Annotated in this window: 34 protein-coding genes and 1 pseudogene; 28 read left to right on the top strand and 7 right to left on the bottom strand. The window is 43.6% G+C overall.

Annotation, left to right across the window (positions count from 1 at the left end):
- Positions 1 to 16: 16 nt before the first annotated feature.
- From ACFSKO_RS13315 to ACFSKO_RS13225, 19 genes and pseudogenes are all read left to right on the top strand, one after another.
- Positions 17 to 622 carry a hypothetical protein gene (locus tag ACFSKO_RS13315; RefSeq protein WP_380252400.1) on the top strand — a complete coding sequence of 202 codons (606 nt, stop codon included), beginning with the start codon at positions 17 to 19 and terminating at the stop codon, positions 620 to 622.
- 650 nt (positions 623 to 1,272) lie between these two features.
- Positions 1,273 to 1,566: a hypothetical protein gene (locus ACFSKO_RS13310; RefSeq protein ID WP_380252399.1), complete on the top strand. Its 294-nt coding sequence runs from the start codon at positions 1,273 to 1,275 to the stop codon at positions 1,564 to 1,566.
- On the top strand, positions 1,563 to 1,712 hold the full coding sequence (locus ACFSKO_RS13305; protein WP_380252397.1) for a hypothetical protein: 150 nt from the start codon (positions 1,563 to 1,565) through the stop codon (positions 1,710 to 1,712). Before ACFSKO_RS13310 ends, ACFSKO_RS13305 begins: the two co-directional genes overlap by 4 nt.
- Positions 1,705 to 2,001: a hypothetical protein gene (locus ACFSKO_RS13300; protein WP_380252395.1), complete on the top strand. Its 297-nt coding sequence runs from the start codon at positions 1,705 to 1,707 to the stop codon at positions 1,999 to 2,001. The genes ACFSKO_RS13305 and ACFSKO_RS13300 overlap by 8 nt, the downstream gene beginning before the upstream one ends.
- Entirely contained in the window at positions 1,994 to 2,164 is a 171-nt protein-coding gene (locus tag ACFSKO_RS13295; protein WP_380252393.1) for a hypothetical protein, read from the top strand. Before ACFSKO_RS13300 ends, ACFSKO_RS13295 begins: the two co-directional genes overlap by 8 nt.
- Positions 2,161 to 3,048, top strand: a complete 888-nt coding sequence (locus ACFSKO_RS13290) for a YqaJ viral recombinase family nuclease (RefSeq protein WP_380252391.1) — start codon at positions 2,161 to 2,163, stop codon at positions 3,046 to 3,048. Before ACFSKO_RS13295 ends, ACFSKO_RS13290 begins: the two co-directional genes overlap by 4 nt.
- On the top strand, positions 3,045 to 4,052 hold the full coding sequence (locus ACFSKO_RS13285; RefSeq protein ID WP_380252389.1) for a recombinase RecT: 1,008 nt from the start codon (positions 3,045 to 3,047) through the stop codon (positions 4,050 to 4,052). Before ACFSKO_RS13290 ends, ACFSKO_RS13285 begins: the two co-directional genes overlap by 4 nt.
- A gap of 191 nt (positions 4,053 to 4,243) precedes the next feature.
- Positions 4,244 to 4,447, top strand: coding sequence for a hypothetical protein (locus tag ACFSKO_RS13280; RefSeq protein ID WP_380252387.1), 204 nt, complete (start codon positions 4,244 to 4,246; stop codon positions 4,445 to 4,447).
- Positions 4,447 to 4,638: a hypothetical protein gene (locus ACFSKO_RS13275; RefSeq protein WP_380252385.1), complete on the top strand. Its 192-nt coding sequence runs from the start codon at positions 4,447 to 4,449 to the stop codon at positions 4,636 to 4,638. The genes ACFSKO_RS13280 and ACFSKO_RS13275 overlap by 1 nt, the downstream gene beginning before the upstream one ends.
- Before the next feature lie 87 nt (positions 4,639 to 4,725).
- Positions 4,726 to 4,968, top strand: coding sequence for a crAss001_48 related protein (locus ACFSKO_RS13270; protein ID WP_380252383.1), 243 nt, complete (start codon positions 4,726 to 4,728; stop codon positions 4,966 to 4,968).
- Positions 4,961 to 6,037: a hypothetical protein gene (locus tag ACFSKO_RS13265; protein ID WP_380252381.1), complete on the top strand. Its 1,077-nt coding sequence runs from the start codon at positions 4,961 to 4,963 to the stop codon at positions 6,035 to 6,037. Before ACFSKO_RS13270 ends, ACFSKO_RS13265 begins: the two co-directional genes overlap by 8 nt.
- Positions 6,037 to 6,222 (top strand): hypothetical protein, encoded by a 186-nt coding sequence (locus ACFSKO_RS13260; RefSeq protein ID WP_380252379.1) that lies wholly within the window; start codon positions 6,037 to 6,039, stop codon positions 6,220 to 6,222. The genes ACFSKO_RS13265 and ACFSKO_RS13260 overlap by 1 nt, the downstream gene beginning before the upstream one ends.
- Positions 6,223 to 6,280: 58 nt before the next feature.
- Positions 6,281 to 6,430: pseudogene (locus tag ACFSKO_RS13255) on the top strand (excisionase family DNA-binding protein); the annotation flags it as partial.
- Between the two features lie 14 nt (positions 6,431 to 6,444).
- Complete coding sequence (locus ACFSKO_RS13250) at positions 6,445 to 7,518, top strand: tyrosine-type recombinase/integrase (RefSeq protein WP_380252377.1); 1,074 nt, start codon at positions 6,445 to 6,447, stop codon at positions 7,516 to 7,518.
- A gap of 296 nt (positions 7,519 to 7,814) precedes the next feature.
- Positions 7,815 to 8,420 (top strand): helix-turn-helix transcriptional regulator, encoded by a 606-nt coding sequence (locus ACFSKO_RS13245; RefSeq protein ID WP_380252375.1) that lies wholly within the window; start codon positions 7,815 to 7,817, stop codon positions 8,418 to 8,420.
- Between the two features lie 2 nt (positions 8,421 to 8,422).
- Positions 8,423 to 9,439, top strand: a complete 1,017-nt coding sequence (locus ACFSKO_RS13240; protein WP_380252373.1) for a threonine/serine dehydratase — start codon at positions 8,423 to 8,425, stop codon at positions 9,437 to 9,439.
- Positions 9,432 to 10,556, top strand: a complete 1,125-nt coding sequence (locus tag ACFSKO_RS13235) for an aminotransferase class I/II-fold pyridoxal phosphate-dependent enzyme (RefSeq protein WP_380252371.1) — start codon at positions 9,432 to 9,434, stop codon at positions 10,554 to 10,556. Before ACFSKO_RS13240 ends, ACFSKO_RS13235 begins: the two co-directional genes overlap by 8 nt.
- Positions 10,553 to 11,506 (top strand): Rossmann-fold NAD(P)-binding domain-containing protein, encoded by a 954-nt coding sequence (locus tag ACFSKO_RS13230; protein ID WP_380252369.1) that lies wholly within the window; start codon positions 10,553 to 10,555, stop codon positions 11,504 to 11,506. Before ACFSKO_RS13235 ends, ACFSKO_RS13230 begins: the two co-directional genes overlap by 4 nt.
- A 123-nt stretch (positions 11,507 to 11,629) precedes the next feature.
- A complete protein-coding gene (locus tag ACFSKO_RS13225) occupies positions 11,630 to 11,866 on the top strand; it encodes a hypothetical protein (RefSeq protein WP_380252367.1) in 237 nt (78 codons plus the stop codon).
- Positions 11,867 to 12,026: 160 nt separating this feature from the next.
- Here ACFSKO_RS13225 and ACFSKO_RS13220 read toward each other — a convergent pair whose 3' ends face one another.
- Positions 12,027 to 12,419, bottom strand: a complete 393-nt coding sequence (locus ACFSKO_RS13220) for a helix-turn-helix domain-containing protein (protein ID WP_380252365.1) — start codon at positions 12,417 to 12,419, stop codon at positions 12,027 to 12,029.
- Positions 12,420 to 12,802: 383 nt separating this feature from the next.
- On the opposite strand from ACFSKO_RS13220, the gene ACFSKO_RS13215 reads away from it, so the two are divergent.
- Together ACFSKO_RS13215 and ACFSKO_RS13210 are read left to right on the top strand one after the other, a co-directional pair.
- Positions 12,803 to 13,156, top strand: a complete 354-nt coding sequence (locus ACFSKO_RS13215) for a DHCW motif cupin fold protein (RefSeq protein WP_380252363.1) — start codon at positions 12,803 to 12,805, stop codon at positions 13,154 to 13,156.
- A gap of 369 nt (positions 13,157 to 13,525) precedes the next feature.
- A complete protein-coding gene (locus ACFSKO_RS13210; protein ID WP_380252361.1) occupies positions 13,526 to 13,864 on the top strand; it encodes a hypothetical protein in 339 nt (112 codons plus the stop codon).
- Positions 13,865 to 13,906: 42 nt separating this feature from the next.
- On the opposite strand, the gene ACFSKO_RS13205 is transcribed toward ACFSKO_RS13210, so the two are convergent.
- Complete coding sequence (locus tag ACFSKO_RS13205) at positions 13,907 to 14,128, bottom strand: hypothetical protein (protein WP_380252359.1); 222 nt, start codon at positions 14,126 to 14,128, stop codon at positions 13,907 to 13,909.
- A gap of 80 nt (positions 14,129 to 14,208) precedes the next feature.
- Positions 14,209 to 14,538, bottom strand: coding sequence for a DOPA 4,5-dioxygenase family protein (locus tag ACFSKO_RS13200; protein WP_380252357.1), 330 nt, complete (start codon positions 14,536 to 14,538; stop codon positions 14,209 to 14,211).
- Positions 14,539 to 14,758: 220 nt separating this feature from the next.
- Here ACFSKO_RS13200 and ACFSKO_RS13195 point away from each other — a divergent pair, with 220 nt between their 5' ends.
- The 3 genes from ACFSKO_RS13195 to ACFSKO_RS13185 all read left to right on the top strand — a co-directional run bounded on the left by ACFSKO_RS13195 (position 14,759) and on the right by ACFSKO_RS13185 (position 18,011).
- On the top strand, positions 14,759 to 15,400 hold the full coding sequence (locus tag ACFSKO_RS13195; protein WP_380252355.1) for a MarC family protein: 642 nt from the start codon (positions 14,759 to 14,761) through the stop codon (positions 15,398 to 15,400).
- Positions 15,401 to 15,599: 199 nt separating this feature from the next.
- Positions 15,600 to 17,093 (top strand): PAS domain-containing sensor histidine kinase, encoded by a 1,494-nt coding sequence (locus ACFSKO_RS13190; RefSeq protein ID WP_380252353.1) that lies wholly within the window; start codon positions 15,600 to 15,602, stop codon positions 17,091 to 17,093.
- A gap of 99 nt (positions 17,094 to 17,192) precedes the next feature.
- A complete protein-coding gene (locus ACFSKO_RS13185) occupies positions 17,193 to 18,011 on the top strand; it encodes a phosphodiesterase (RefSeq protein WP_380252351.1) in 819 nt (272 codons plus the stop codon).
- Between the two features lie 15 nt (positions 18,012 to 18,026).
- Here ACFSKO_RS13185 and ACFSKO_RS13180 read toward each other — a convergent pair whose 3' ends face one another.
- On the bottom strand, positions 18,027 to 18,716 hold the full coding sequence (locus tag ACFSKO_RS13180; RefSeq protein ID WP_380252349.1) for a DUF4126 domain-containing protein: 690 nt from the start codon (positions 18,714 to 18,716) through the stop codon (positions 18,027 to 18,029).
- A gap of 455 nt (positions 18,717 to 19,171) precedes the next feature.
- On the opposite strand from ACFSKO_RS13180, the gene ACFSKO_RS13175 reads away from it, so the two are divergent.
- Positions 19,172 to 19,744: a sigma-70 family RNA polymerase sigma factor gene (locus ACFSKO_RS13175; protein ID WP_380252347.1), complete on the top strand. Its 573-nt coding sequence runs from the start codon at positions 19,172 to 19,174 to the stop codon at positions 19,742 to 19,744.
- 78 nt (positions 19,745 to 19,822) lie between these two features.
- Here ACFSKO_RS13175 and ACFSKO_RS13170 read toward each other — a convergent pair whose 3' ends face one another.
- The gene (locus ACFSKO_RS13170; protein WP_380252345.1) at positions 19,823 to 20,485 is read right to left on the bottom strand and encodes a cupin domain-containing protein; all 663 of its coding nucleotides are present in this window, start codon (positions 20,483 to 20,485) and stop codon (positions 19,823 to 19,825) included.
- 272 nt (positions 20,486 to 20,757) lie between these two features.
- On the opposite strand from ACFSKO_RS13170, the gene ACFSKO_RS13165 reads away from it, so the two are divergent.
- Positions 20,758 to 21,543: an amino acid ABC transporter permease gene (locus ACFSKO_RS13165; RefSeq protein WP_380252343.1), complete on the top strand. Its 786-nt coding sequence runs from the start codon at positions 20,758 to 20,760 to the stop codon at positions 21,541 to 21,543.
- Positions 21,544 to 21,634: 91 nt separating this feature from the next.
- On the opposite strand, the gene ACFSKO_RS13160 is transcribed toward ACFSKO_RS13165, so the two are convergent.
- Positions 21,635 to 21,976: a PilZ domain-containing protein gene (locus tag ACFSKO_RS13160; protein ID WP_380252341.1), complete on the bottom strand. Its 342-nt coding sequence runs from the start codon at positions 21,974 to 21,976 to the stop codon at positions 21,635 to 21,637.
- A gap of 62 nt (positions 21,977 to 22,038) precedes the next feature.
- Positions 22,039 to 22,437 carry a response regulator gene (locus ACFSKO_RS13155; protein ID WP_380252339.1) on the bottom strand — a complete coding sequence of 133 codons (399 nt, stop codon included), beginning with the start codon at positions 22,435 to 22,437 and terminating at the stop codon, positions 22,039 to 22,041.
- Positions 22,438 to 22,853: 416 nt separating this feature from the next.
- Between ACFSKO_RS13155 and ACFSKO_RS13150 the strand changes: the two genes are divergently transcribed.
- Both ACFSKO_RS13150 and ACFSKO_RS13145 read left to right on the top strand, forming a co-directional pair.
- Positions 22,854 to 23,447: a pentapeptide repeat-containing protein gene (locus ACFSKO_RS13150; protein WP_380252337.1), complete on the top strand. Its 594-nt coding sequence runs from the start codon at positions 22,854 to 22,856 to the stop codon at positions 23,445 to 23,447.
- Between the two features lie 57 nt (positions 23,448 to 23,504).
- Complete coding sequence (locus tag ACFSKO_RS13145) at positions 23,505 to 23,933, top strand: DUF983 domain-containing protein (RefSeq protein WP_380252335.1); 429 nt, start codon at positions 23,505 to 23,507, stop codon at positions 23,931 to 23,933.
- The last annotated feature ends 127 nt before the right edge of the window (positions 23,934 to 24,060 follow it).

The following is a 24,060-nucleotide window of genomic DNA, read 5'->3' as shown; positions in this document are numbered from 1 at the left end:
TCTGAGTTAGTCAATAATGTTAAATATTCTAATTGCCTTCTTCGAAAGCAATTTACTTCCTATAGTTACTTTTCTTGGTGGTTTTATCTTCTTTTTTGTAACTCAAAAAATTCAACTTCATTTCTCAATTACCAATAAACAAATAGAAAACACGATTAAACTTGTGGATCAACTCTCCCACCTTTCTATTTCATACTGGCATACAGATTATGATAAATTTTATGACGAAGATGATAAAGGTATAATTGAGACCAAAATTTTAGGTTTAATAACTAGAATCTCTAGAACTCTTCAAATGCATGCTGGTCACGGTATTTATAATTTAAATGAGGCAAACTCCTTATTTACAGAACTTGTTGATCAAGTCACTGGTGACACATTTGAAAGTACCCCAAAATCTAAAGATGCCCTTAGGGCCAAAGCAACGTCACATATATCTAGTAAAATTAATTATCAGTTAGAAAAATCTCTTTATGAAATAAATAATCCACTACTTTTTCTTGTTCGGAACGTAAAGAATTTATGCAAGAAGATTGATTTAACATTTCTTTTGACTGGCGTCTTAATAGTAATTTTTACTATATTTTTATATTCACTAATATTTTTAATATTAAAAGAATAAACCCTCAGCTTTTAAGCCGAGGGTCATCACAATCAAGAAAGCGTGTTCGGTTTTTCCGACGCGCTATTTTTTTATACTAAAATTCCATAATCTTTAAGAGAAAAATGCGTGAATAGTTTTTCGTCCCGACCATGATGATCCCTATAGAGTTCTATCTATAAACTAACTCCATAAAGTGTTTTTCCTTAATGGTGAGGGTCGGAGTTTTGGTCACAGTCCGCATATCCCCCGACCTCAGTTAAGAGAGCCAGAAGTATACGGACGAACCAAAAACGAATATTGCCTCTCCCTAACGGAGCCGGGCCTTTCGTCACGGTCAGACTGAGCTACCAACCTCAATCATCCTCACAACTGTAACAGGGGCTTTCACGTATAAAGCTGGTCCTGTCTCTGATCTTGCGGCAAGTGAGCCTCGTCCAACCGCTGTGCTTCGCCAGAATCCCGTTCGGTAACACATTCACCTCATACGCCGACGGTTAAATCCCAAACCATATGAGGCGATCAACGAATCGCTGATAAGGTCTTATACGTTCATAAAATGCACATTTCAATAACATTGTGCATAAAACGCACTTTTTATTGTTGACATTGTTGTGCGCTTAATGCACATTACCCTTACCGAACGAAGAACAACGATAGGGATTAGCGAGATGCTTTACGAAACAAACTACGACATTATGGCTGGCGGCTTCACTTCTGTTGATCTTGAAGTAGCTGTTCAGGTTAGCCTTGTAGATGATGCGTTGAACATTGGTGATGTGTCTCTCTTTGTTTCCGAGAAAAACGCTTACTTCCCTTGTGACGATGAAGTTTTAGCCCGTCGCATCCAAGACTTCATTCTTGACGATGAAGCTGAGTATTCCCAAGCCATAAAGAAAGCCGAAGAGGTTCAGACTTCGCCGTTTGATGTGTTCGCGGATGCTATTCGTGAGGCAGCGCAATGACCCGCTACCTCGAAGTACTGGCGAAGGCTGCGTTTGTCGCAGTCATCGGCTACCTCGCGGTGATGATCTTCTTTCTGGCTTATGCCGATAGCCCGATACCTCCCACCCAAAAGACAGAGTTACATGGAGAAGTCAGTTATGAGTGAAACAGAAGGTCCTTGGCATGTTGAGCACGCCCACCCTGATGAAAAGTCGGACATATTCATTTGTCATCAAGGGACTGTGTGCGATTCCACGGCTGTTGCTGTCGTCAATGACGTGCTTGCATCGTATGAAGTAAATTCACGTAGAGCGAGGATTTCTGCCGCCGCGCCTGACCTTCTTGAGGCTTGCCAAATGGCGCTAGAAGTATTTTCGGAAGTTGGGAGTTGCGAAGAACAAACAGCCTTTATTGCCAAAGCCATAGCCAAAGCAGAGGGCGCAGCCAATGCCTAGCGTGTCCAAGCAAGTCGCTCAACTCAACGAAGCCCTCAAAGCCTTAGATGCAAATCAAGGTTGGGGCCTCGGCATAGCTAAAGAACTCGCTCAAAAATCCACCAACGCGCACATCAAGAATTTAGCCAAAGACGGGCTAGAGGAACGCGGGATACGGGTATGAGTAACATCCCCCACTCAGAGCGCATTAAATACATAGGAGCCTCAGAGGTAGCCGCAGTCTTTAACCTGTCTCCATTCCTCACGAAGTTTGAGCTATGGCACAGGAAGGCCGGAAGCATCGAAGAGGGTTACCTAGAAGATAGCCGTATTCAGTGGGGAAACATTCTCGAACGACCTATCGCAACGGCAACCGCCGAAAAGACAGGCTGGACCATTCACAAGGTTCACAGATACCTCACGCACAAGACGGTTGAGGGCATGGGCGCAAGTCCTGACTTTGAGATTATCGGACACGAAAGAGGCCCCGGGGCTTTAGAAATTAAAACAGTCGATTGGATGGTTTTCAAAGATTGGCCTGACGCTAAACCGCCTATCTATTACCAGCTCCAGTTACAGCAACAGCTCTCAGTAATGGGGCGTTCATGGGGTGCAATCGCAGTTCTTATCGGTGGCAATCAATTAGAGGTATTCGAGTACAAGAGACACGCCGGAACCGTTAAGAAGATCGAACAAGGTATTACTGAATTCTGGCAATCGATCAGAGATAACAAAGAGCCTTTGCCAGACTTTAGATCTGACGCCGACACCATAGCTCTACTCTATGGCTCAGGACGTGGTGAGGCAGTGAATATGCGCGGAGACAACTACCTTACAGAGCTTTGCGCTCGTTACCATGAAGCCTCAAGCAGAGCCAAGGAATGGGACAAAGAACGCAAAGCCGCAAAGGCCGAGATCCTTACAAAAATAGGCGACGCCTCAATAGCGTTTGTCGATGAGTTCCGCTTGTTAGCTGGCGAAGTAAAAAGCGTTGAATTAGCAGCCCATACAAGACGCGGATTTAGAAATCTAAACGTAACACCTCTACAGAAGGAAGCAGCCGAATGAGTACAAGTTTAACAGTGGTGCAAGAGAAGACCAATCAAGTACGTGGTGCGTTAGAAAAAATGCGCCCTCAGTTTGAAATGGCCCTACCTAAACATGTAACCCCAGACCGCCTTTTGCGTGTCACCATGACCGCAATCCAGAACAACCCTAAGCTTTTGGAATGTGACAAGACGAGCCTCTATTCGGCTATTATGTCTTGTGCTCAATTGGGTTTAGTTCCAGACGGCATTTTAGGCCAAGCCTATATGATCCCCTTCAAGGTTCGCGGACAAATGAAGTGCCAGTTTATTCCCGGCTACAAGGGACTTCTTACCCTCGCCCGTAATTCCGGTGAAGTCCAAAGCATCCAGACACAAGCTGTCTATGAAAATGACCTTTTTGACTACAGATTTGGACTAAATGAAACCCTCGACCATATCCCCGCTGAAGGTGATAGAGGCGAGATAACCCACTTCTATGCAATTGCTAAATTCAATGACGGGGGCCACCATTGGGACGTAATGACCCGCGCCGAGATTGAGAGCATACGGGACGGCTCACAAGGTTATCAAGCTGCCGTTCGGTTTTCAAAAAATGGCGTTATCAATAGCCCATGGACTGATCACTTTTCCGAAATGGGCCGTAAAACAACAATACGCAGGATCGCTAAGTATTTACCTATGGACGTACAAAAGGCCGCACACGTGGCGCAAAGTTACGAAACAGGCGAACACAGCTACATAGATACCCATGGTGAGGTGGTCGTTGATGCGGCTATTGCACAAGAAGACCCCGCCGTTCAGGTCGAAGATAAAAGCGCCTTAGATACCTTTGCAGATAGTGAAGAAGAAACGGTCGAAAAGTTCGAGCCATTTGATACCGATGAGCCCAAGCTTAATGCCGCAAGAGCCGCTGCGGAGAAGGGTGAAAAATCTCTCAATGATTGGGTTGGAAAGAATAAAGAAAACCTACCCGAAGGTTGGCTAGAGAATTACGAGCCTGACCTTATGAAGTTAGCCAGTTAACAGAAATTAGACGCCGTAACCCTTCGCTGTCTTTGTCCAGGGGAGCGGCCCTACTAATCCTCTCTACGTTTGGATTAGTAAAAAGGGCTTAAAGGAATCCAGCCGAGCCTGAAAAAAACGAATAACGCGGGAATTGAAACCAAGGATCACAGCAGAAGGCGATATTCCCGCCACCTTCGAAGGAACAACAAATGTTTAAGCAAATCATCGCAGAGGCAAGGCAAGAGATTAAGGGGGATTTTGCCCCTAAGCCGTACAGGAAGAAGCGTAAACCACGTTGCCCTCATTGCACCGCATACATGCAGAGAAGCCGGGTTGAAGGTAAGCGCTCTTGGAACTGCCAAAGACACGGATTTGTACGTTTTATTAAAGCACAGACAGAGGCGATAGCGTGATGAGTGAGATCAGAACTCACGTAACTCAATTTCACAGCAATGATGAATTCGAAATCAAAGTGGCTAACAGCGAAGAGTTCACAATCCTTCACCGTGCTAGTGAGAATACGATTCTTTGCCCTGAGAGAGCAGATGCGGACAGTCTCCTGGAGTTACTTCATTACGCGCTGTTACCGGAAAACAGGCTATGACCCCGCTACAAACCGCCCTCTCCGCCGTCAGCCGCAAGCCTGCCCTGACGCCGCAACAGATCACCGAGATTTTAAGGAGCTTTGGGGATGAGTGAAGAAAAAACACATTACACAGAATGGCAAAGTCGCGTTATTCACGAGCGTGATGAACTTCAAAGTAAGCTCCAAAAGCTAAAGGGCTTTATAGATAGCGGCGAGCCATTCGGGGCAATCGATAAAGGGCAACGTGACGCGCTGTTTGAGCAATGGTCACACATGACGAAATATCTTCGGGTTCTTAATTGGAGAATTGTTCGATTTAGTTCTGAGGAAGGATCAGGCCATGAGTGAGCTTAAGAGAACAAGGATCTCGGAAAATTGGGATCCAACAGACGCCAACATTGATTACGCTAAAGAACGAGGTTGGACTGAAAATAGTATCGCCAATCAAGCCCTTAAATTTCGAAACTACTGGGCAAGTAAAGCTGGCAAGAAAGCCCTGAATCTTGATTGGGATCTTGTGTGGAAATTGTGGGTTGAGGAAAGAGATGAACAGACCACCCGCGAACAGCCAGCCGGAGAAGGGGGCGTGGGGAAAATAGTCACCAGAGAACGTGAACCTATTTTCTTGTGTCAAGGCGAGTTCTGCGCAGGGGAAAGGGCGTGGCCTTCTGAGACATTGAGCGTTCTAAATGGCGATCTAGTTTGTGATGATTGCCTAAATAATCTAGACCACATGCCCCCACGGGCCGACCTACAGCCGTTTGTGCCTAAGTACATGGAAACCATCCAAAGCCAGCAGGAGGAAATCACCAAGCTAAAGCAACCCGAATACAAGGGTTGCGATTACGGCTCTCGTCGCAACAGCACTGGCCTAATCCAGGTTACAAGCGCTCCGTTGCCATTTGTTACGGGATGGCTCCCTGAAAAACACGCTGATGATGTTTTGAAGATCGTAAGCATATTGCAGAGCCAACAGGCGGAGATTGAAGCGTGTATTAAAGCTTACGAACGCTGCAGTTCAGAGCGTGACCAACTCCAATCCCGCAACAAAGAACTTGAAGGTGCTTTGGATGATGCGGTAAATGACCTATGCGCTACCCTTGAAGTAGATGAAATCAACAAAATTCGTCGTGACATGCGGAAAGCCCTCTCCAGCACAAAGGAACTCACCCCAAAAGCCAGTGAAGCCAACGAGGACAGTGGGGAAACAGGCGCAGAGGGACTCATCAAATATCTTGAGGATGAATGCCTTAATCTTGAGTGCGAGAATGAACCTACTGGCGGTGATGATTATGACGTTGCTTGGAAGGTTTATAGTCACCACCAAGGAGAGCCCTATAAGCGCCTTGAAGGTTTTGGGCGAACACCTATTGAAGCAATAAGAGACGCCCTACCACTAAAACCTGAGGGCGAGTGATGAAAATGGACACTATAGCACTTATAGCATCGCTATTGGCGGTAATCATCATTGTCACATCTAAGTTATCAGGATCAGATGATTTCTTTTTTAATGCCTTTACAGGCTGGGCCACCGTCTTTGTTTTGACTTCGATGCGTTGGATGCAAAATAGAACAAAGAAAGGGGGTAGTAATGACCTCTGATGATTTTTACAGAGTATGTGAAGCAGTCGAAGGCATTGCTAAAACGGAGGGTGAGTAGATGGTAGCTCCGTGCTTAACGGTCAGACAAGCCGCGCCTGAGTTGGGTGTTTCACAGCCTACCCTACGCAAATGGATTAGTTCAGGCAAGATAGGATTCTTGCGTCTTCCCGGTGGCGGGATTAGGGTACGCAGAGAAGACATAGAAGCTTTCAAGGAAGACAGATGGGTCGCCCCCGTAACTCAACTATCAATTATAAACTCAAGCGTAATCGTTCCGGCAATTACGAGGTCAAATGGACCGATGAAGGCAGAACGAGAACAGCTTCTTCCGGTACAAAAGATCGCGAAACAGCAGAACTATTTCTAGCTCAATTCGTTGAGCGCCAAAGAGTAACCCCGCCAGAGCAACCAATTGTTAGCCTTATTCTCAGCGGGTACTATGAAGAAAAGATGTTCGAAGGCCGTTCCAGCATTGACGACATAAAGCGTAATTGCACAAATATAAGCCGTCACATGGGGAAGATCCTGCCCCACCAAATTTCACAAAACACCATTAAAGAGTACGCAAAGAATAGAGGCGCTGAAGGTGTAGGAAACGCATCCATTCGGCAAGACCTCGCCACTTTTAGAGCCGCCCTTCATTGGGCAGAGCGCGAAAAGTGGATAATAGCCCCTAAATTCAAAATGCCCGTCGCCCCCCCTGAAGCTCGTCAAGAATGGGCTACCAGAAAAGAAGTAGATAAACTTCTCGATACAGCCGAACAAACCCCTCACCTATCTTTATTTATCACATTGGCAATTTCTGCAGGCCAGAGAAAAGGTGCAGTTTGCGACCTCACATGGGACAGAGTTGATTTTGAGAGAAACAGAATTGATTTTGGTAAGGATGTCGGCAATAAGAAGAAATCTTTTATCCCTATGAGCAAAGGCTTAAGAGAAACCCTTGAATATTACAAACGCCTCTCAACTACCACTCATGTAATCGAGTATCACGGCAAACCTGTGAAAGATGTTAAGAAGGCATTCAGGCGTTGCGCGGATAAAGCTGGCCTTCCCCATATCACTCCGCACGTTCTTCGACACTCTGCGGCAACATGGATTGTCATGGAAGGAATAGACAAGGCAAAAGGTGCTCGTTATCTCGGAATGTCGGAAGATGTTTTTGAGAATATCTATGGCAAACACGCGCCCGATTATTTAGATAGCGTTGCAGACGCTTTGGATGTCTCCAGAGTTAATCATGCATCGCATGAAAAACCCTACCTAAAACTATCAAGGAATCGGGAAACCCCTTGAAGTGCAATGCATATTTATCAAAGGTTTACCTACAAGACCCCGGATTTGTAATCAGGGGGTTCCGGGTTCAAGTCCTGGCGGAGGCACCATTTTTCTTCCAAAGAATACAATGACTTAATACTGATTGATAATATTGATAAAAGCAGAGTATTTGGTAATTCTTTCCAATAACTCCAAAATTCACTCCCAATTCGCCTCACACAGACCTCTCTCATTGATAATTCGTAATTTAGTAATTAATTCTTGAATGATTTTTTTATAGACTTTTAATCCAATTATAGACTAATATTCCATTTATGGAATATATTGAAAATTACAAACGCATGGCCGATGGCATTGCAGCATTGATGCATCCCCATGCTGAGGTGGTGGTGCATGATATCGCTGTCCAGAAAATCGCCTATCTTGCGAACAACTACTCCAACCGGGATGTCGGATCGCCCTCGTTGATGGATGAGATTGATTTTGCCGAAGGCGATACCTTGCTTGGCCCCTACCGCAAGGTGAACTGGGACGGCAAGGTTCTCAAATCGATCAGCATTGTGATGAAGGGTCCCGATGAAAAGCCCGAAGCCATGATTTGTATCAATCTGGACATGTCAGAAATGGACAAGATGCATCAGGTCCTAGGGCTAATGTTGGGAGCCCCCGAAGAAAATGCACAGATAGATGCCCTGTTTCAGGACGATTGGTATGACCGTATCAATCAGTCGATCCAGGAATGGCTACATGGTCAAAATCTGAGCCTGCAAAGCCTAAACCGCACAGAAAAAAAAGATCTCGTACTTGCCTTGGAAGACAAGGGGGCTTTCCACGGCCAAGGGTCCGCCAATTACGTGGCGCGCTGTCTGGGACTTGGACGGGCCACTGTTTATAAATACCTGAAAGAAGTGAGGCATTGAATATGGATAACGTGCGAAAAAATCTGGTTAAGGAAATCACCGCGGCTAATCGCCGGATAAAATCCGTAGGTGAAAATGGTAACGAGGGCGTTCGCGAAACACCCCTTGATGAAGCAAGCGCTTTTAGCGAGCGAACAGGCGCCACTTTTTTACTTAAAGGCGAGCATCTGCAGCGCACTGGTTCTTTTAAAATGCGCGGAGCCATGAACAAAGTTCTCACGCTCTCTGACAAAGATCGGGAAAAAGGCATCATTACCGCCTCTTCCGGTAACCACGGTATGGCGACTTCGCAGGCGGCACGGGTTGGCGGAGTTAACGCCACAATTTACCTGCCACAAAACGTCTCCCCCCTTAAACTCAAAAACATCGAACGACTTGGCGCAAAAACAGTCTTGGTCCCCGGCACCAGTGTCGATGGCGAAAATGCCGCCCGTAAAGCCGCAGAACAACAAGGCCTGAGCTATGTTTCTCCTTATGCCGATCTGGATGTTATTGCAGGACAGGGAACTATTGGTCTTGAGCTTTTAGCACAGTGTCCGGATTTGGCTGCCGTTTACATATGTGTTGGCGGCGGCGGCCTGATCTCCGGTGTTGGCAGTTACCTGAAAGCCCACCTTCCCGACATCGACATCATCGGTTGCTGGCCAGAAAATGCCGCAGCAATGCATCTGTGTTTGGAAAAAGGCGTAATTTATGACGCGCCCGAAACAGATACCTTATCAGATGGCTCTGCCGGAGGGGTAGAACAAGGCACTGTCACCTTCCCGCTTTGCCAGCAGGTAATTGACCGCCATGTCTTGGTAAGCGAAGCAGAAATTGCCCGTGCCATGCAGGAGATTGCCGCCCATGAACGCTTTATTATTGAGGGCGCCGCAGGTGTTGCCGTCGCAGCAGCTTTAAAAACCGCAAGTGATTACAAAGACCGCAAGATTGCGGTGGTCATATGTGGCCGCAACATTACTCTTGAGACTTTTATGTCGGTAATAAATCAACAGGCATCAGGAGGAACCAATGCGTGATTTTACTCTTGAGACTTTTTTCTCCAGATGGGAATTTGATGCCCGCTACCATATGACAGCATCCGATATCCAAAGTATGTCTGTCAGTGATCTTCTCGCGCTAGGCAGTGATGAAGATCGCAAGCATTTTCAAGATATGCACTTGAGTTATACAGAAACCTATGGCGCTCCAATCCTTCGACAAGAAATCTCTAAGACCTACGACACGGCCCAACCAGAAGACATCCTTTGCTTTGCCGGGGCAGAAGAAGGCGTTTATGTCGCCATGAGGGTTCTTTTGAATAAAGATGATCACGCTATTGTGGTCGTCCCAAATTATCAGGCGGCAGAAACTCTGCCCTTGGAAATTTGTGATGTCACTGGCGTCCCGTTGGACCCAGATAATAATTGGTCCCTCGATCTTGATCAGATCCGAACAGCCATTCGTCCCAATACCAAACTTATTTCCATCAACTTTCCAAACAACCCCACAGGGGCCATTTTAGAACGAAGTTGCTTTGACGCTTTGATCGACCTTTGTCGTGCTCATGACATTTATCTATTTAGCGATGAGGTTTATCGTTTAATAGAGCGTGACCCGATCCTGCGCTTGCCGCAAGCCGCCGATGTCTATGAAAAAGGGATCTCTCTCAACGTCATGTCGAAGGCTTATGGATTACCTGGCTTACGTATTGGATGGATCATGTGCCGGGACAGAGATCTACTGCAAAAGATGGAACGTTATAAACACTACCTGTCTATTTGCAATTCTGCTCCCAGCGAACGGTTAGCTGTCATAGCTCTCCGAGCCCGTGACACGATCCTGAAAAAGAACCGCACCCTTGTAAATGATAACGCAGCTAAGCTAACAGCTTTTTTTGCTGAATTTCCGGATCTGTTTGATTGGCAACAACCCGATGGCGGCTGTGTTGGCTTCCCCGCTTATATCGGTCCCGGAAGTACAGATGATTTCTGTGAAGACCTTATTTCCAAATCCGGTGTCCTACTTCTCCCCCCCAAAATTTATCAATCTGAACTTCTTCCAATTTCTTGGAACCGTTTTCGAATTGGCTTCGGACGACAAGATATCGAATCAGGGCTTTCTGCTTTTCGTAGCCATTTGAGAGCAAACCGATGACAACTATTCCGATAATTTCCCTCGACGCTATCCAAAATAGCATGACCAGGACAGATATCCTGCACGCCGTCAAAGGCGCCCTCATTGCACACTCAGATGGTAAAGTCATCTCTCCCCCTCCTGGGCAACTTCTTTTTGATAACCCAAAGGGTGATTGTCATATCAAGTACGGGTATCTACAGGGCGGAGATACCTATGTGGTCAAAGTTGCCAGTGGCTTTTATGACAACCCGAAACAAGGCTTACCAGTTAACAACGGTATCATGATGGTATTCAGCGCCCAAACGGGTGCGCCCGTTTGCATTTTGGATGATAGAGGCTGGTTGACGAATGTTCGCACTGCTGCAGCGGGTGCTCTTGCTGCACAGGCCGGTGCACCGGCACAAATTAGAAAGCTTGGAATTATTGGTGCAGGCGAACAGGCAGAACTTCAAGCACTATGGAGTTGTGAGTTACTGAATATTAATACAGTAGATGTTTTTGCCCGATCCCCTTCGCGCGTCAAAGCCTATGCAAAACGTATGAAAGAGCATGGTATTGATGTCACAATTTCACCCAACATTCCCACACTCTTACAAAAGTGTAATTTGGTAATTACAACCACGCCAGCAAACAGCGCGCTTATTCAAGCTAACGATGTTCAATCAGGCACGCATATTGTGGCTATAGGTGCCGACAGCCCCGGTAAGCAGGAACTTGACGCAGCCCTGTTCCAACGTGCAGCTGTGATTATGGTTGATGACCATGAACAGTGTGTACACCACGGGGATTATGGGTACGCAGTTCGAGCTGGGCTGGTGCCCGAAAATTCGGATACACCGCTAGGAGCCGTTCTTGCTGGCGCAAAGCCAGGACGTTTGTCAGATCAAGACATTACAATCACCGACTTAACCGGAATAGCTGCTGAAGATTTAGCCGTCGCAGGTCTGGCTTGGAATCGATGCACTTAAAACGAGAAAATCACACACTGAAGCTTCGAGAGATATGAAAATTCACGCTTTTTTCACTCTTAAGAAAAAGCAGAACTCCTTAAGCTGGTAAAAACAAGCTCATCCCAGCCGAGGAGAAATAACATGTCACAACCACTCAAACCCACCTATAGACATACCTATACTCTAGAGATGACGGTGACAGTAAACTCGAACAATGAACAAGCCATCGACGTAACAGCTGGGGATGTTTGGGCTGCCATACTGAAAAAAACAGACATGTCCGACGCGGATTTTTTACGAAGGGTCGGTTCACCAACCCACACAGAAAAAGGTGCTCTCAAAAAACCTCACCTCTACAGTGTAACGATGGCTTCTTAACAAGCTTTATAACCTAAACCTACAACCCCAATCGTTCGTTATGAGCGATTGGGGTTGTAGGTTACAGATGTATTTTATTGCAAAATAGGTCATGGTACACTTAGGTCAAAAGTATTTCGCACATCATTGAACACCATTGAAAAAGATTATCTTTTAAAAATCAATTAGATGCTTCTTGATCTGCCTCTTGATCATCTTTGATACCACGTTGAACTCTATTAACTTCGCTAGAGATTTCAAAGAGCAGTTGCACCATACGTTCATGCATGGATTGTAGTCGAACAATTTTGCTTTGTAGGTCAGCAGTTTCAAGCACATCGACATTTGGCGGCATGTTACTGCCATCGTCAGACCCTTCGAGTAACCAGATCATATTTACACCGAGCACCCCTGCTAAACCAACCAGCTTGTTAGCACGAGGTTCGGAACGATCAGATTCCCAATTGTTAAGTGTTGCTACTTTCACACTCACCCGACGTGCAAGTTGTGACGGAGTTAACCCTCTACTTTTACGGGCAGTCTGAATCCGCTCTCCCATTGTAACATATGTCATAATATACCTTTGATTGTTGTAAATTGAGGCTTACTTAAACTGGCAATTAATTTGCTTTATTTTCTAAGAATGAATTTTTCTATTAGATAAAAATCAGTTCAAAGTGTATCCCTTTGGCTAGTGCTAAAGGGATACACTTTGAATGTAGTAAAATCAAATTATATTTATAAAATACGTAAAAATATCTATTCTTAAGTAACTTTCGTATTTATAAAGCGCGTAATAAATCAAAATTATTTCACAGTACTTTTGATACCTGAGAGAACAAATCTTAAGACGACTATTCTTCTGGCTGTGCTCTAACTATCCCTTATATAATAGGGCTAGAGCACAGCTCTATCAATAAAGAGAAATCATCTAAGAAGCTATTAAGGACCCTGTAAATGGCTACTCAAAACATACCTTTTCAAACCATCGATTGGTCAGAGATTCCAAAAACAGAACATCCTGGCGATAGTGGTAAAGCCTATTGGCAAACAGTACAGTATAATGGCCTACGGGTTAGGATGATCGAATATTCAGTAGATTACATAGCAGACCATTGGTGTGAAAAAGGTCACATTGTTCAATGTCTTGAAGGCGAATTCACCAGTGAAATGAGTGATGGCACCACATTTACCTTGTCAAAAGGCATGACCTACGTTGTATCGGATGATTTAAGCTCTCACCGATCTGTGACTCAAAGCGGTGTAAAGTTACTCATCATCGACGGTGAGTTTCTCAAAGCCAATCAATAAGAAAATTGCAACAAGCATCTTAAATTCTTTTAAATACGTTTATGCGTCAGGCACCCGTCCTTAAAAGAATGACGAAGTGAATCAAGAAAACTAAACCGTAGAATAAGATTAATACCGTCGGAAATTATAAAGCACCTATAGAGATTACTTTAAGTTTTGAGGCAAATCGAGTGATCCCGCATCTCCACATTATGGAAGATGCCTCTGTTTTGCCGGATACCATCTTTATCGCCAAAACAATTGCTGGTTCAGTTTAAAAACATACCCTTACAGCTTTGCCTTTTAATTGGTACTCTTGCAGGCTAAAAGCGCTAAGATTTAACACCCATAAAAAACGAGAGGTTTCCTTTCGTTCAAAGGAAAAGAGCCATGGCAGCAAAGAAAAACCCGCTGAAATTAAATAAACTTCAACTACGTACTCTTGTTTTAGCGCAGGTCATCGCCCGCGACGAACGCCAAGCCGTGCACCATTCAAATGGTGATGTAACTCTATCTCAATTGCCACATGCACATGGCAATCATGTTCATGTTGGGGAATACGTTGTTTCAGCCAAGGAAACCAGTGGGTTCAGTAACGCTGCTGTTTGGGCGGCACTCGTGCGCAAGGGATTGGTCAAAGAAGTTGGCACACCAATCACGCTGACTGCTGAAGGGGTTGTTTACGACACAGGGCTAGGTGATAAATTTCTGAAAAAGTCAGATCACTAACTCATCTTTTGAAAACTATGCGCGAGATTAATTTCTCGCGTATTATTCTCGATTAGCTGCAGTTCCGCGCACATGACTGCACCCTAAACAAACGTGCAAAGTTAGGTCCACTGAGACCTGCCCATCTTCTACGTCCGACAGATCTTCGGGTACATATTTGGAAACATCGTTGTCCAAATGCCACGTTCCGCTATTCGCCAAATCATCCCGTGATAACTCGTAACGAACCACGCGTTCGGAAAAGCACTTATTACACTTTTTCATGACATCCCCTCTAATAGTTCAATAAAAACTATATGTTACCCTACTAACAAAGCATAGCGTAAAAAGTATGAACAGGGTCTTTATGAAAATGCAGAGAGATTAAGGTCAAGTACTTCCCCCATCCAAATTGCGTGGTCGGTATGATCTTTAAGATCATCACCGGTATTTGCATGAATAAAAAGAGTAAGTCCGTTCCGGTTTAAAGATAACCAACTCACAACCTCTCCAAATTTTTCCGGCGGAACAGAAAGCTGACAACTCCAACGTGGATGAGGTCCAACATTTTTTTCATGTACGCGCCCCATAGCGATACCAAAATGGTCTCTTGCTTCTTCGGACAAAACCCGCGCAAGGCTCACAGTCTTCTCATCAAAATAAACATGCGCATGAAAATCACCAAGAACTGTCACAACATTCCCCTAACCATAAATCAGTCATAAATTACGATACACAATAAATGCCAATGGGGAACATAACAAAAACAACATCAGCAATTCGACCAAATTAAACTTATTACTCAAAACACATTAAACATTACAAAGACATGTGCTCTCTTTTCTGTATTTTCATATTTTTTTCAGATATAGATGCCATAAGTAAAAGAAAACCTTAGCAACTGAGATATAAATAATGATCACCCCCGCAGTTTTAGACTTGGCCCTGACGGCTTTCGTTTCCCTCTTTGTGATCATTGATCCTCTAGGATTATTACCAATATTTATTGGCCTGACCCAAGGCACAGATGCTGCTCACAAACGAAAAATGGCCGTTAAAGGTGTTTTGATTGGCGGAACCATTCTTGTTTTCTTTGCCCTACTCGGAGATCGCTTCCTCGACTTATTAGGCGTTGGATTACCTGCCTTTAGAATCGCGGGTGGTGTAATGCTCTTTCTCATCGCCTTGGAAATGGTCTTTGATAAAAGATCAAAACGCCGAGAAAACAACGCGGAAGAACTCAAAGGATCTCAGTCCCATGAAGACGTTTCTGTTTTCCCTCTTGCGATCCCTTTGATTTCAGGCCCAGGCGCCATTGCGACCGTAATGTTGCTTATGAGTGCAAATAAAAATGATATTGTATCCCAAGCTGCTATCTTAAGTGTTCTGGCCGGTGTATTACTTTTATGCCTTATATTATTTTTTGCAGCCGATAAATTGGAGAAATTTATTGGGGACACCATAACTCATATCATTTCGCGGGTCCTCGGAATAGTCCTCGCGGCTCTCGCTATTCAATATATCCTTGATGGGATAAAAAGAGGTTTATTAAATTAGTCGTATAGATACACAGTATTTGTCCTATATTGCTTTCAGTTCTTTGTACTTTTGAAACTTTTTTCCCTTACAACAATAACCAATATATAGCGGTATCTCTCTTCACTGAGAGTTAACTTAACAACGAAACAACCGCTTCAATCAGGGTAAAGTTTTAACAATTAAGATCCCACAAAATTGAGTGCGGTAGGAGTTGGTGTTGAAAAAGTATAGTGATTTTGTTTTCGATAGACAGACTCTGCTCGATGCATTCCCGCTACCCGTTTTCATTTCAGATAACAAGCATCGCTTTATCGCCGGGAATAAAGAGTTTCACAACTTCATAGGTAAAAACACCCTTCGTGAAGGTTTCAAACTCTCGAAATTAACCAGCTCTTCGTTACCACAAGAAACCATCAAACAATTGGACGATGAGGTCCTATCCTGTGGAGAGCCAAAAACGATAGAATTGTCCCTCAAACGGGCTGATGGCGTTCAATGTCAGGTATTGTTACGTAAAACGCGTCTAATTGATCCCAACTGGGATGAACCACCAAGGGTACTAAATACCCTGCAAGACATTACCGAACAGCACCTAGCACAATATATCCTTCTCGACGCTATAGATGCCATTGCAGAAGCATTTGCCATGTACGACAACAATGGCAATCTGATAATCTGTAATCAAAACTTTCGAGACATGTATAACTACACCAAACAACAAGCGCGCCCAGGGGCTCACTTTCAGGAACTTGGTGAAATTGACATTAAAAATGGTAATGTTGCCATTGGCGATGAATCTGGTCAGGACTACTTAGAACGCAAAGCCGCGTATCGGCGAGAACTCAAAGGCTCATTCACAGTAAACCTAAAGGATGGACGCTGGATTAGAACCACAGACCGACGTGTTCCTAGTATTGGTTTTGTTTCCGTACAAACCGATATCACTTCCATAAAAAAATCCCAAGCCCTACTGCAAGGCGCAAAAGAAACAGCTGAACTAGCAAGCAGAGCTAAATCTGAATTTCTCGCTAATATGAGCCATGAGCTCAGAACACCTCTGAATTCAATTATCGGCTTCTCTCAAATTTTGATGGGAGAAATGTTCGGCAAGCACACAACAGAAAAGTACAAGGACTATTCAGAAGCAATCAATAGATCAAGCAACCACCTTTTAGAATTGATCTCTGAAATCCTGGACCAATCGAAAATTGAGCTTGGCACAGTGACCCTTGAGCCTGAGGAAGTTGATATTGAAGGGATGCTCTCTGAATGCGTAGCGCTATTAAAGGAGCGTAGCGAAAGAGCGCAGGTTGAGGTTACCCTTGAATGTGAGAGTACTCTTTCGCACTTTGAACTTGATCGATTAAAGGTGAAGCAAGCTGTTCTCAACCTCCTTACCAATGCTATCAAATTTACAGATGCCCATGGCATAGTTTCCATCAATGCCCATCAAACCCCAGATAAAGGTCTGATGATCAAAGTCAGTGATACTGGTATCGGGATTGCTACTGAAAATCTAGACCGTGTACTAGAACCCTTTGCTCAGGTTGCAGAGAGTAAAACTCGAAACCACGAGGGAACTGGTTTGGGGTTGTCGATTGCCAAATCCTTCGTAGAGCTCCATAACGGGCATCTTGATCTTGATAGTTCTCCTGGATACGGCACAACTGTCACACTAAATTTTCCACCCACATTTAGTCGCCAATATTAAATAGATTCCAGTAACTAATTAAGTCCCAAATAACCTTTTCCATCTCAACGTTTATCGACATAATAGTTTAATCATTGCCCCCGTTTATAGAGTCCAAGAATGCTGATAGCCCAAATTACTGATTTTCATATTGGTCGTACAATTGAAACCGATAATGGTGTTATTGATCTCTTTGAACGGCTTAAAGATACAATAAAGCACCTAAAAGAACTCGACCCTATTCCCGATGTTATTGTCGTCTCTGGCGACATATCGAATCACGGCAATCTTGAAGATTATCAACGCGCAAAAAAAATACTCGACTCATTACAAATTCCATACCTCGTTATGCCCGGTAACCACGACAGTAGAGAAAATCTTCGAAATCTTTTTGGTAATCATGGGTACCTGCCTGAGACAGGTGAATTCCTGCAATACACTTATGAGAAACTACCACTTCGACTTGTTATGCTCGACACACTAGAAAATGGACATCATCATGGTATGATGTGTGATAATCGATTGTTATGGTTGGAACAAAGTCTTAGTGAACAACCTGACCAGCCGACATTGATATTTATGCACCATCCCCCAACCAAATTAGGTCTTCCCTATCAAGACAGCATGAATTGTAAGAACGGAAAGAAACTAGCCGATCTAATAAAATCGCATCCGCAGGTTTTAGGAATTGCATGTGGACATACTCATAGAGACAGTGTGGCCAATTGGGCAAACACAGTTCTTTTTGTAACGGCCAGCGCAACATTTTCATACGCACTGCAAATGAAACCTGTCGATGATATCAATCCAAGATTTGAGCCCACATGTGCCCGTCTATTCTATTGGAGTGAAGAAACCGGACTGGTTTCGCATTTAAGCTTTATTGGTAAGTATCCAGATGGCTTAACTGAAGGCGTACCTCAGCCTGCCCTAAATTAACATTTTGAGAACAAGTTAACTTTTTTCAATTTTTCTCAAATCTTTAACCAACACCTGATCACCAAGTTGAAAAGAGTCCTTACTTGATTCAGTGGTGGCATGAGTCAATGTATTTTCCACTTTCTTTCCTGTCAGAAAATGAAACACTTTTCTTATTCCTCTCAGAATTTTCGGAATAATCCAAATTGCGATTATTAGAAAAATTGCAAGAAACACAGCAAAAGCAGTCGGGTTAAAGATCGCGATAAAAAGACCGCCTATAACAAAAATATCTTCAGTAATTGAAGCGATAATATTAGTAAAAGGTTCCGGTGAAGTATTGATCACCGCTCGGCTTCCAGCTTTTACAGTATGGCTTAATGCTGCCAACCCGCCTCCACCCATAAATGCCATCACCTGAGCTTCAATACTCACATCGCCCAACATTCCAGACGCAATCATCGCACCAGCAGGTATTCTTATGAATGTATGTACACCGTCCCATAAGGAATCAACCGCTGGGATTTTATCAGCGACAAATTCAATAACATACAGGACAACCGCGATAACGATAATACCCGGGTGCTGAATCATTTCGAGATCCGGAGGCAGGTCAAGCTGTCCGCCGATCCCCAAAATTCCAAGGAGACCAAGAGTTGCATACAGGTTTATACCGCTGGCCCACGCCAACCCCATTGCAAGTATTACCGTTTCAAAGAGCGTCATCTTATCCCCAAGCGCTAATCATGAACAAAAGATTAATGTACAATTCAACCGAAGTTAACGATCTGTATTTATATTGTGTTTTATCATAACCAAACAATCTTCGTAAATATACTGAACCAGCTTTACGGAACCAAGGTGCATTTACGAAGAAGATAGTCTCTTTTTTGAACGTAGATTCACCTCAATTCCGCCACAGTAACACTCTACAAAAAACTACGGTTCAGAGGTTTAGGATCAAAGATAAGGAGCAAATTGTTACTGGGATTGAACCATCCCTTTATCATTACAGAATTCATTGTTTCATTACAGCATTCCCTGAAACGTACATTTTGGGTGTAACTGTTTCAACAAATTCGGTAACAGAAATTTTACACACACCAATAAGTTGAAGCAGACATCCCAATGAATTCTGATATAGACTTAATTATTGACCACGCTGAGGGAGTTAACGGGCGTTGGAAAATGGTGTTACAAATAGCCTGAGTGCTAAAGAACAGGCAGACTTACTCGCTTTGGTCGCTCATTCCAGAGATAGAGAGGCTTTTGTCAAACTTTTCAGACACTTTGCCCCTCGCCTTATGTCCTATATGCGAAAGATAGGTACCGACAACAATATCACAGAAGGTCTCGTACAAGACGTTATGCTAACCTTGTGGCGGCAAGCTGATAGTTACGATCCAGATAAGAGTTACGTATCCAGCTGGGTGTTCGCAATTGCACGGAACAGACGAATTGATCGATTCCGTAGACAACGCCTTGTTCCCATAGATCAAAACCAGTTACTGAATCAAATTGATGAAGCGCCAAGCCAAGACAAAGACATTGAACATCACGAGGTAGAAGCCTTACTCAGAGAAGCCGTAGAAAGCCTGCCAGAAGGGCAAGCCAGACTTTTACAACTCGCTTTTTATGAAGATATGACCCATAAGGAAATAGCCGAGCATGAAGGTATGCCTTTAGGTACTGTCAAATCACGCTTGCGTCTGGCCATCAACAAATTACGCCGCACACTTGGATCCAGTATCTGATGGGGCCTGTATCTGACTCACTGTTATTAGATATTGCTTACTGAAATTAGCGTCGTGTATTCCCTGATAATTTTTTGATCAATTATCGTCTTGAAGGAGTAATAAGCAAAAGGTCAATGCAGTCGTATCGTCCGCGTAAAAATTTTCATTCAATTCAGAAAGCGGCTTCAAATCCCCCGTCGACAAACGTAACTCATCACTTACCATTCCTCCCGCCAAAATAAGTAACTGTCCATTTTTTTGATATTCAAAGAACGGGTGCCCGAGAAGAACCAATGCTTCTGCAGGAATCCGTAACAAAAGAATTTGAACAAACGGTACAGGCAGATCTATTGACTCAACACCACTTTCATCTGATGCACGCCAACGGATATCATCAAGATTATCCGGTAGTAATTGCCCTATTGATCGCGGGAGATCTGTTACGTGATCACACTTTGAACTAGGAAATGTTGTAATTTCTGCAGAATCCAAAAGATCCAACACTCGTTCTTCCATGCCTTCGGGTAGATCTTCGGCAGGCAACTTTTCGATAAGTGCTCCCCCCAAAGCCTTTAATCGCCGTACTTCATTCCGACAAGTTGCACAGAGCGATAAATGCGCCTCAATGACAAGTTCCCAACCATTTCCACCTCTTCCAGAAACATAATCAATCAAATTTTCTTCCGGTGGGTGAAATTGTGGTAAATCAACCGCAGTTACCTCATCCCTAGCAACTGTTCCAGAAATGATTCCTGTCATGAGTTAGCGTCCCTTATAATGTCCGTCTCTAACGATAGACCTTTATCGACATAGATAAGCAAACATTTATTAGTTTGAGCTATTTCTACGTCTAAGAACGTCTTTTGGATCACAGGATTGTGTCTGTATTTGAAAATATTGATAAAATACTATGTCCTAAGGGCTTGATCTTGTGTCAGAGCTCTTCATCATAGAAATATACTCCTATTCTGTGCGTTTTAAAAGACGTCAGTTCCTTAGGGCACCCCAAAGGCAAGGTCCAGTCAATTAAAATGAGTTTCAAGAAACTACCCAACAAATTAATATTTGCTCTAATTCTACCATTAATTCTGGCAAGTTGCGGTGGCGATTACACATGGGGCTGGCATGTTATTGATCCAACAAAGTCGAACGGCTTAAGTAATATTGAATTTTTGATTGGTGGATTTCAAAGTACTTTAAGTATATCTCTTGTTGCCCTCTCGATCTCCATCTCACTTGGTTTGCTCGTCAGTATTCCAGGGATCTCGAGCAACAAGTATTTAAAGGGCATGAATGTTACCTACGTAACAACGATTAGATCCATTCCCGTTCTTGTTATGATTCTTTGGATTTATTATGGCCTCCCCATCGTTTTAGATATCGAACTCAGTATCTTTACCTCTGGTGTCCTAGCACTGGCCATATGTGACAGTCCTTTTCAAGCAGAAATCTTTCGCGCAGGTATTCAGTCAATTGACAAAGGGCAACACGAAGCAGCTGAAAGCATGGGGTTGAAATATTATCAAAAAATGCGTCTGATCATCTTTCCACAGGCCATCAGACGCATTATCCCACCTCTCGGCAATCAATTTGTTTACATGTTGAAGATGTCATCACTTATCTCTGTCGTCGGATATAGCGACTTAACCCGGAGAGCCACTGAGTTGGTCGTTACAGAATACCGCCCCTTAGAGATATATAGTTTTTTGATTTTAGAATACTTAGCCCTGATTCTAGTGGTGACTTATATTTTTCATAAAATAGAAAATCGCCTGAAGGAAAATGAAAAAATTCAAAACCCGGGATCTAGTTCATAAATTACGTCTCAAAAGGTCGCGTTTACGCACTTGGTAAAATATAAGGGGCAGACCCAGATATAATTCAAACGATTTGGACGGCAACCCAATATCAGTGTGATGGTTTAATATTTGCGTCGCGGTTTCCGTAACGCGATAGCAATCGACCAACCCCTGGGTTGAGTTCCAAACCGATCTCTTGCTGGCTATTCCACTTAACGATCCCCAACACTTGACCACAATCTTCATGCGAAAGAATAATTTCACTTCCAATCGGTAATTTAGTATCGAGCATTAAACGCGCACCACAGAACGAAAGGTCAAGAATCTCGCAATCGTATTTTGTATTAAAAACGGTAAGTTGAACTTTTGTACCAGGAAAAACGCTCTGTCTTGGTGTATGCCGTCGGTTCAATAACCGTTGAAGCGAAACCGATGAAAACTCTTGATACACCCTAAGCACCTCACTACCACATCTATTAGATCCCCTTTAAGCAGGACCCATTTAAGTTAATCTTATTGCTTGTTCACGCACGCAGAAAGTATGTGTTGTTTGACCAAATCAGTGGTGACTGGTTTGGGCATATAACCTGATATCCCCCCAGGAAGAGCGGCATCATTTTTTTCATAACCGCTCATCATAAGGAATGGAAGTTCACGGGTTAAAGCTTCCGTAGATTCTCTGATTCTCTTCAACAAATCCAGTCCCGTTTCTGGCACCATATAGTAGTCAGAAATAACCAAGTCTGGCTTCTCGTCTTCAATACCGTTCATTGCTTCAGCCACATTTTCATAGAGTAGTACCTCGCCGACCCCTAAAGATAAAAGCATTAACTTCATCATTGAGCGCACCGGTTTACTATCGTCAACAACGACGATTCTCAAATTTGTCCAATCTTGCTCTGTCCAAGACAAGACACACCTCCACTTTGTTGAACAAGGAACGAAGAAAGACGAAGAATCCGTCTGTTTCCCGTGATGGCTCCTTTATTGACTCCAGAGTGTTAAAAATCTCCTACCGATAGGTTGCATTCGTTTAAATTTTTTATTGATTTATTTTAAAAATACTTCTCGATAAATTAGATTCAACTTAAACTTCAGATAGTTACATGTTACCACAATAATAATAAACCTCTTAAAATTCAACTATCGGAATAAAAAATAGAATCAGTTTATCGTGAAGGAGCTTAGTTAACTGGAGGGAACAAAATCAATTTTATTCAATTTCGAAACGATAGTTCTTATTCTATCCATCATTTGTTTAGGAATATGTCGTAACTTCATCCTATTTCCGATAACATTCAGGAAATAAGATTCGCAGGGAGTGATAAATGAGCCTTAGAACATACACTTATCAGATTCAATCCGATCCAATGTCACGCGTTGAATCAGGTCAGATCGAAGCTAAAAATATCGAAGATGCCAAGCGTCAGCTTCGAGTCCAGTACATGTTGGCCATTCTGCCAGAGGATACTCTCTTGGTTGACCAATCTGAAGTCGATGAAAATCAAGCTCGCCAAAAGTCTGCAAAAGCGCGCGATCTCCTTCGTGTTCTCGCTGATCATCATGCATGGACCAAAGATTCAAACCAAGGGGCCAGAGCAAACCTTAACAATTTGAATCTGACCGATATGGTCATGCCAAAATCAAAGCTTCAAAATGCTGACATGGCTGGCGCTGATTTCTCAGGTGCAGATTTAAGTGGATCTAACTTAACTAATGCAAACTTGGTAAGAGCCAGTCTTCATGGTGCTAACCTAAAAGATGCTGATCTTACTGGCGCTGACCTTAGCGACGCCGACTTGCGTGGAGCTATTCTCACAGGAGCAATTTTAGATGGCGTTGATCTTTGGAGAGCAAATTTAATGGGGTGCGTCATTTCGCCCTCTGCCCTTCACAAGGCCCTTTCTTGTAAAACTAAATAGATCGTGCCCAGATATACGACGAAATAAGCAAGGGCCGAATATTTTGTAGCGAAACTAATGAGCGAAAATGATAATAATTTTGGGATAATCGCCACATCCGTTCCGAAAGATCGTTCTGCATTTCAAGCCCTCAAAAAAGGGCTGTGCAGAAAGTGCCCAAACTGTGGTAAAGGCCGTATCTTTAGGAAATATGTGACAGTAAACGACGAATGTGCGAACTGCGGAGAAGAGCTCAGTCACATTCGTGCGGATGACATTCCCCCTTACTTCACCATCACAATCGTGGGGCATATTGTGGTGCCTGGTGTTATGTGGTCCGAGCAGGCTTGGTCTCCATCCCTCCTAACTCACGTTGCCATCTGGCCTGCGCTGACACTAGCATTAACCATGGCGATACTCCCTTATGTAAAAGGAGGAGTACTCAGCGTTCTGTGGGCACATCGTATGTTCGAAGACGAAAAACGCTTTCAACCCGATAAACACTGACCACTCGCTTCTGATATATAGAGCAACACCGTTAAAACGTCACTTAGAATGGCGCATAACATATTAGCACGTCTAAAGCGTAATGCGACGTAGCAGTCTTTTCATACCGCTTAATTAAATTTTCTTA

The sequence above is a fragment of the Kiloniella antarctica genome, assembly GCF_042682825.1.
In the GTDB taxonomy this organism is placed as follows: domain Bacteria; phylum Pseudomonadota; class Alphaproteobacteria; order Kiloniellales; family Kiloniellaceae; genus Kiloniella; species Kiloniella antarctica.
The sequence above is the reverse complement of the archived record's forward strand: the minus strand, read 5'-3'. Positions and strand labels throughout refer to the sequence as shown.

Bases quoted from the DNA above. Each gene is read 5' to 3' on its own strand.
- ACFSKO_RS13315 (WP_380252400.1), top strand. From the start codon at position 17: ATGTTAAATATTCTAATTGCCTTCTTCGAAAGCAATTTACTTCCTATA.
- ACFSKO_RS13310 (WP_380252399.1), top strand. From the start codon at position 1,273: ATGCTTTACGAAACAAACTACGACATTATGGCTGGCGGCTTCACTTCT.
- ACFSKO_RS13305 (WP_380252397.1), top strand. From the start codon at position 1,563: ATGACCCGCTACCTCGAAGTACTGGCGAAGGCTGCGTTTGTCGCAGTC.
- ACFSKO_RS13300 (WP_380252395.1), top strand. From the start codon at position 1,705: ATGAGTGAAACAGAAGGTCCTTGGCATGTTGAGCACGCCCACCCTGAT.
- ACFSKO_RS13295 (WP_380252393.1), top strand. From the start codon at position 1,994: ATGCCTAGCGTGTCCAAGCAAGTCGCTCAACTCAACGAAGCCCTCAAA.
- ACFSKO_RS13290 (WP_380252391.1), top strand. From the start codon at position 2,161: ATGAGTAACATCCCCCACTCAGAGCGCATTAAATACATAGGAGCCTCA.
- ACFSKO_RS13285 (WP_380252389.1), top strand. From the start codon at position 3,045: ATGAGTACAAGTTTAACAGTGGTGCAAGAGAAGACCAATCAAGTACGT.
- ACFSKO_RS13280 (WP_380252387.1), top strand. From the start codon at position 4,244: ATGTTTAAGCAAATCATCGCAGAGGCAAGGCAAGAGATTAAGGGGGAT.
- ACFSKO_RS13275 (WP_380252385.1), top strand. From the start codon at position 4,447: ATGAGTGAGATCAGAACTCACGTAACTCAATTTCACAGCAATGATGAA.
- ACFSKO_RS13270 (WP_380252383.1), top strand. From the start codon at position 4,726: ATGAGTGAAGAAAAAACACATTACACAGAATGGCAAAGTCGCGTTATT.
- ACFSKO_RS13265 (WP_380252381.1), top strand. From the start codon at position 4,961: ATGAGTGAGCTTAAGAGAACAAGGATCTCGGAAAATTGGGATCCAACA.
- ACFSKO_RS13260 (WP_380252379.1), top strand. From the start codon at position 6,037: ATGAAAATGGACACTATAGCACTTATAGCATCGCTATTGGCGGTAATC.
- ACFSKO_RS13250 (WP_380252377.1), top strand. From the start codon at position 6,445: ATGGGTCGCCCCCGTAACTCAACTATCAATTATAAACTCAAGCGTAAT.
- ACFSKO_RS13245 (WP_380252375.1), top strand. From the start codon at position 7,815: ATGGAATATATTGAAAATTACAAACGCATGGCCGATGGCATTGCAGCA.
- ACFSKO_RS13240 (WP_380252373.1), top strand. From the start codon at position 8,423: ATGGATAACGTGCGAAAAAATCTGGTTAAGGAAATCACCGCGGCTAAT.
- ACFSKO_RS13235 (WP_380252371.1), top strand. From the start codon at position 9,432: ATGCGTGATTTTACTCTTGAGACTTTTTTCTCCAGATGGGAATTTGAT.
- ACFSKO_RS13230 (WP_380252369.1), top strand. From the start codon at position 10,553: ATGACAACTATTCCGATAATTTCCCTCGACGCTATCCAAAATAGCATG.
- ACFSKO_RS13225 (WP_380252367.1), top strand. From the start codon at position 11,630: ATGTCACAACCACTCAAACCCACCTATAGACATACCTATACTCTAGAG.
- ACFSKO_RS13220 (WP_380252365.1), bottom strand. From the start codon at position 12,419: ATGACATATGTTACAATGGGAGAGCGGATTCAGACTGCCCGTAAAAGT.
- ACFSKO_RS13215 (WP_380252363.1), top strand. From the start codon at position 12,803: ATGGCTACTCAAAACATACCTTTTCAAACCATCGATTGGTCAGAGATT.
- ACFSKO_RS13210 (WP_380252361.1), top strand. From the start codon at position 13,526: ATGGCAGCAAAGAAAAACCCGCTGAAATTAAATAAACTTCAACTACGT.
- ACFSKO_RS13205 (WP_380252359.1), bottom strand. From the start codon at position 14,128: ATGAAAAAGTGTAATAAGTGCTTTTCCGAACGCGTGGTTCGTTACGAG.
- ACFSKO_RS13195 (WP_380252355.1), top strand. From the start codon at position 14,759: ATGATCACCCCCGCAGTTTTAGACTTGGCCCTGACGGCTTTCGTTTCC.
- ACFSKO_RS13185 (WP_380252351.1), top strand. From the start codon at position 17,193: ATGCTGATAGCCCAAATTACTGATTTTCATATTGGTCGTACAATTGAA.
- ACFSKO_RS13180 (WP_380252349.1), bottom strand. From the start codon at position 18,716: ATGACGCTCTTTGAAACGGTAATACTTGCAATGGGGTTGGCGTGGGCC.
- ACFSKO_RS13170 (WP_380252345.1), bottom strand. From the start codon at position 20,485: ATGACAGGAATCATTTCTGGAACAGTTGCTAGGGATGAGGTAACTGCG.
- ACFSKO_RS13165 (WP_380252343.1), top strand. From the start codon at position 20,758: ATGAGTTTCAAGAAACTACCCAACAAATTAATATTTGCTCTAATTCTA.
- ACFSKO_RS13150 (WP_380252337.1), top strand. From the start codon at position 22,854: ATGAGCCTTAGAACATACACTTATCAGATTCAATCCGATCCAATGTCA.
- ACFSKO_RS13145 (WP_380252335.1), top strand. From the start codon at position 23,505: ATGAGCGAAAATGATAATAATTTTGGGATAATCGCCACATCCGTTCCG.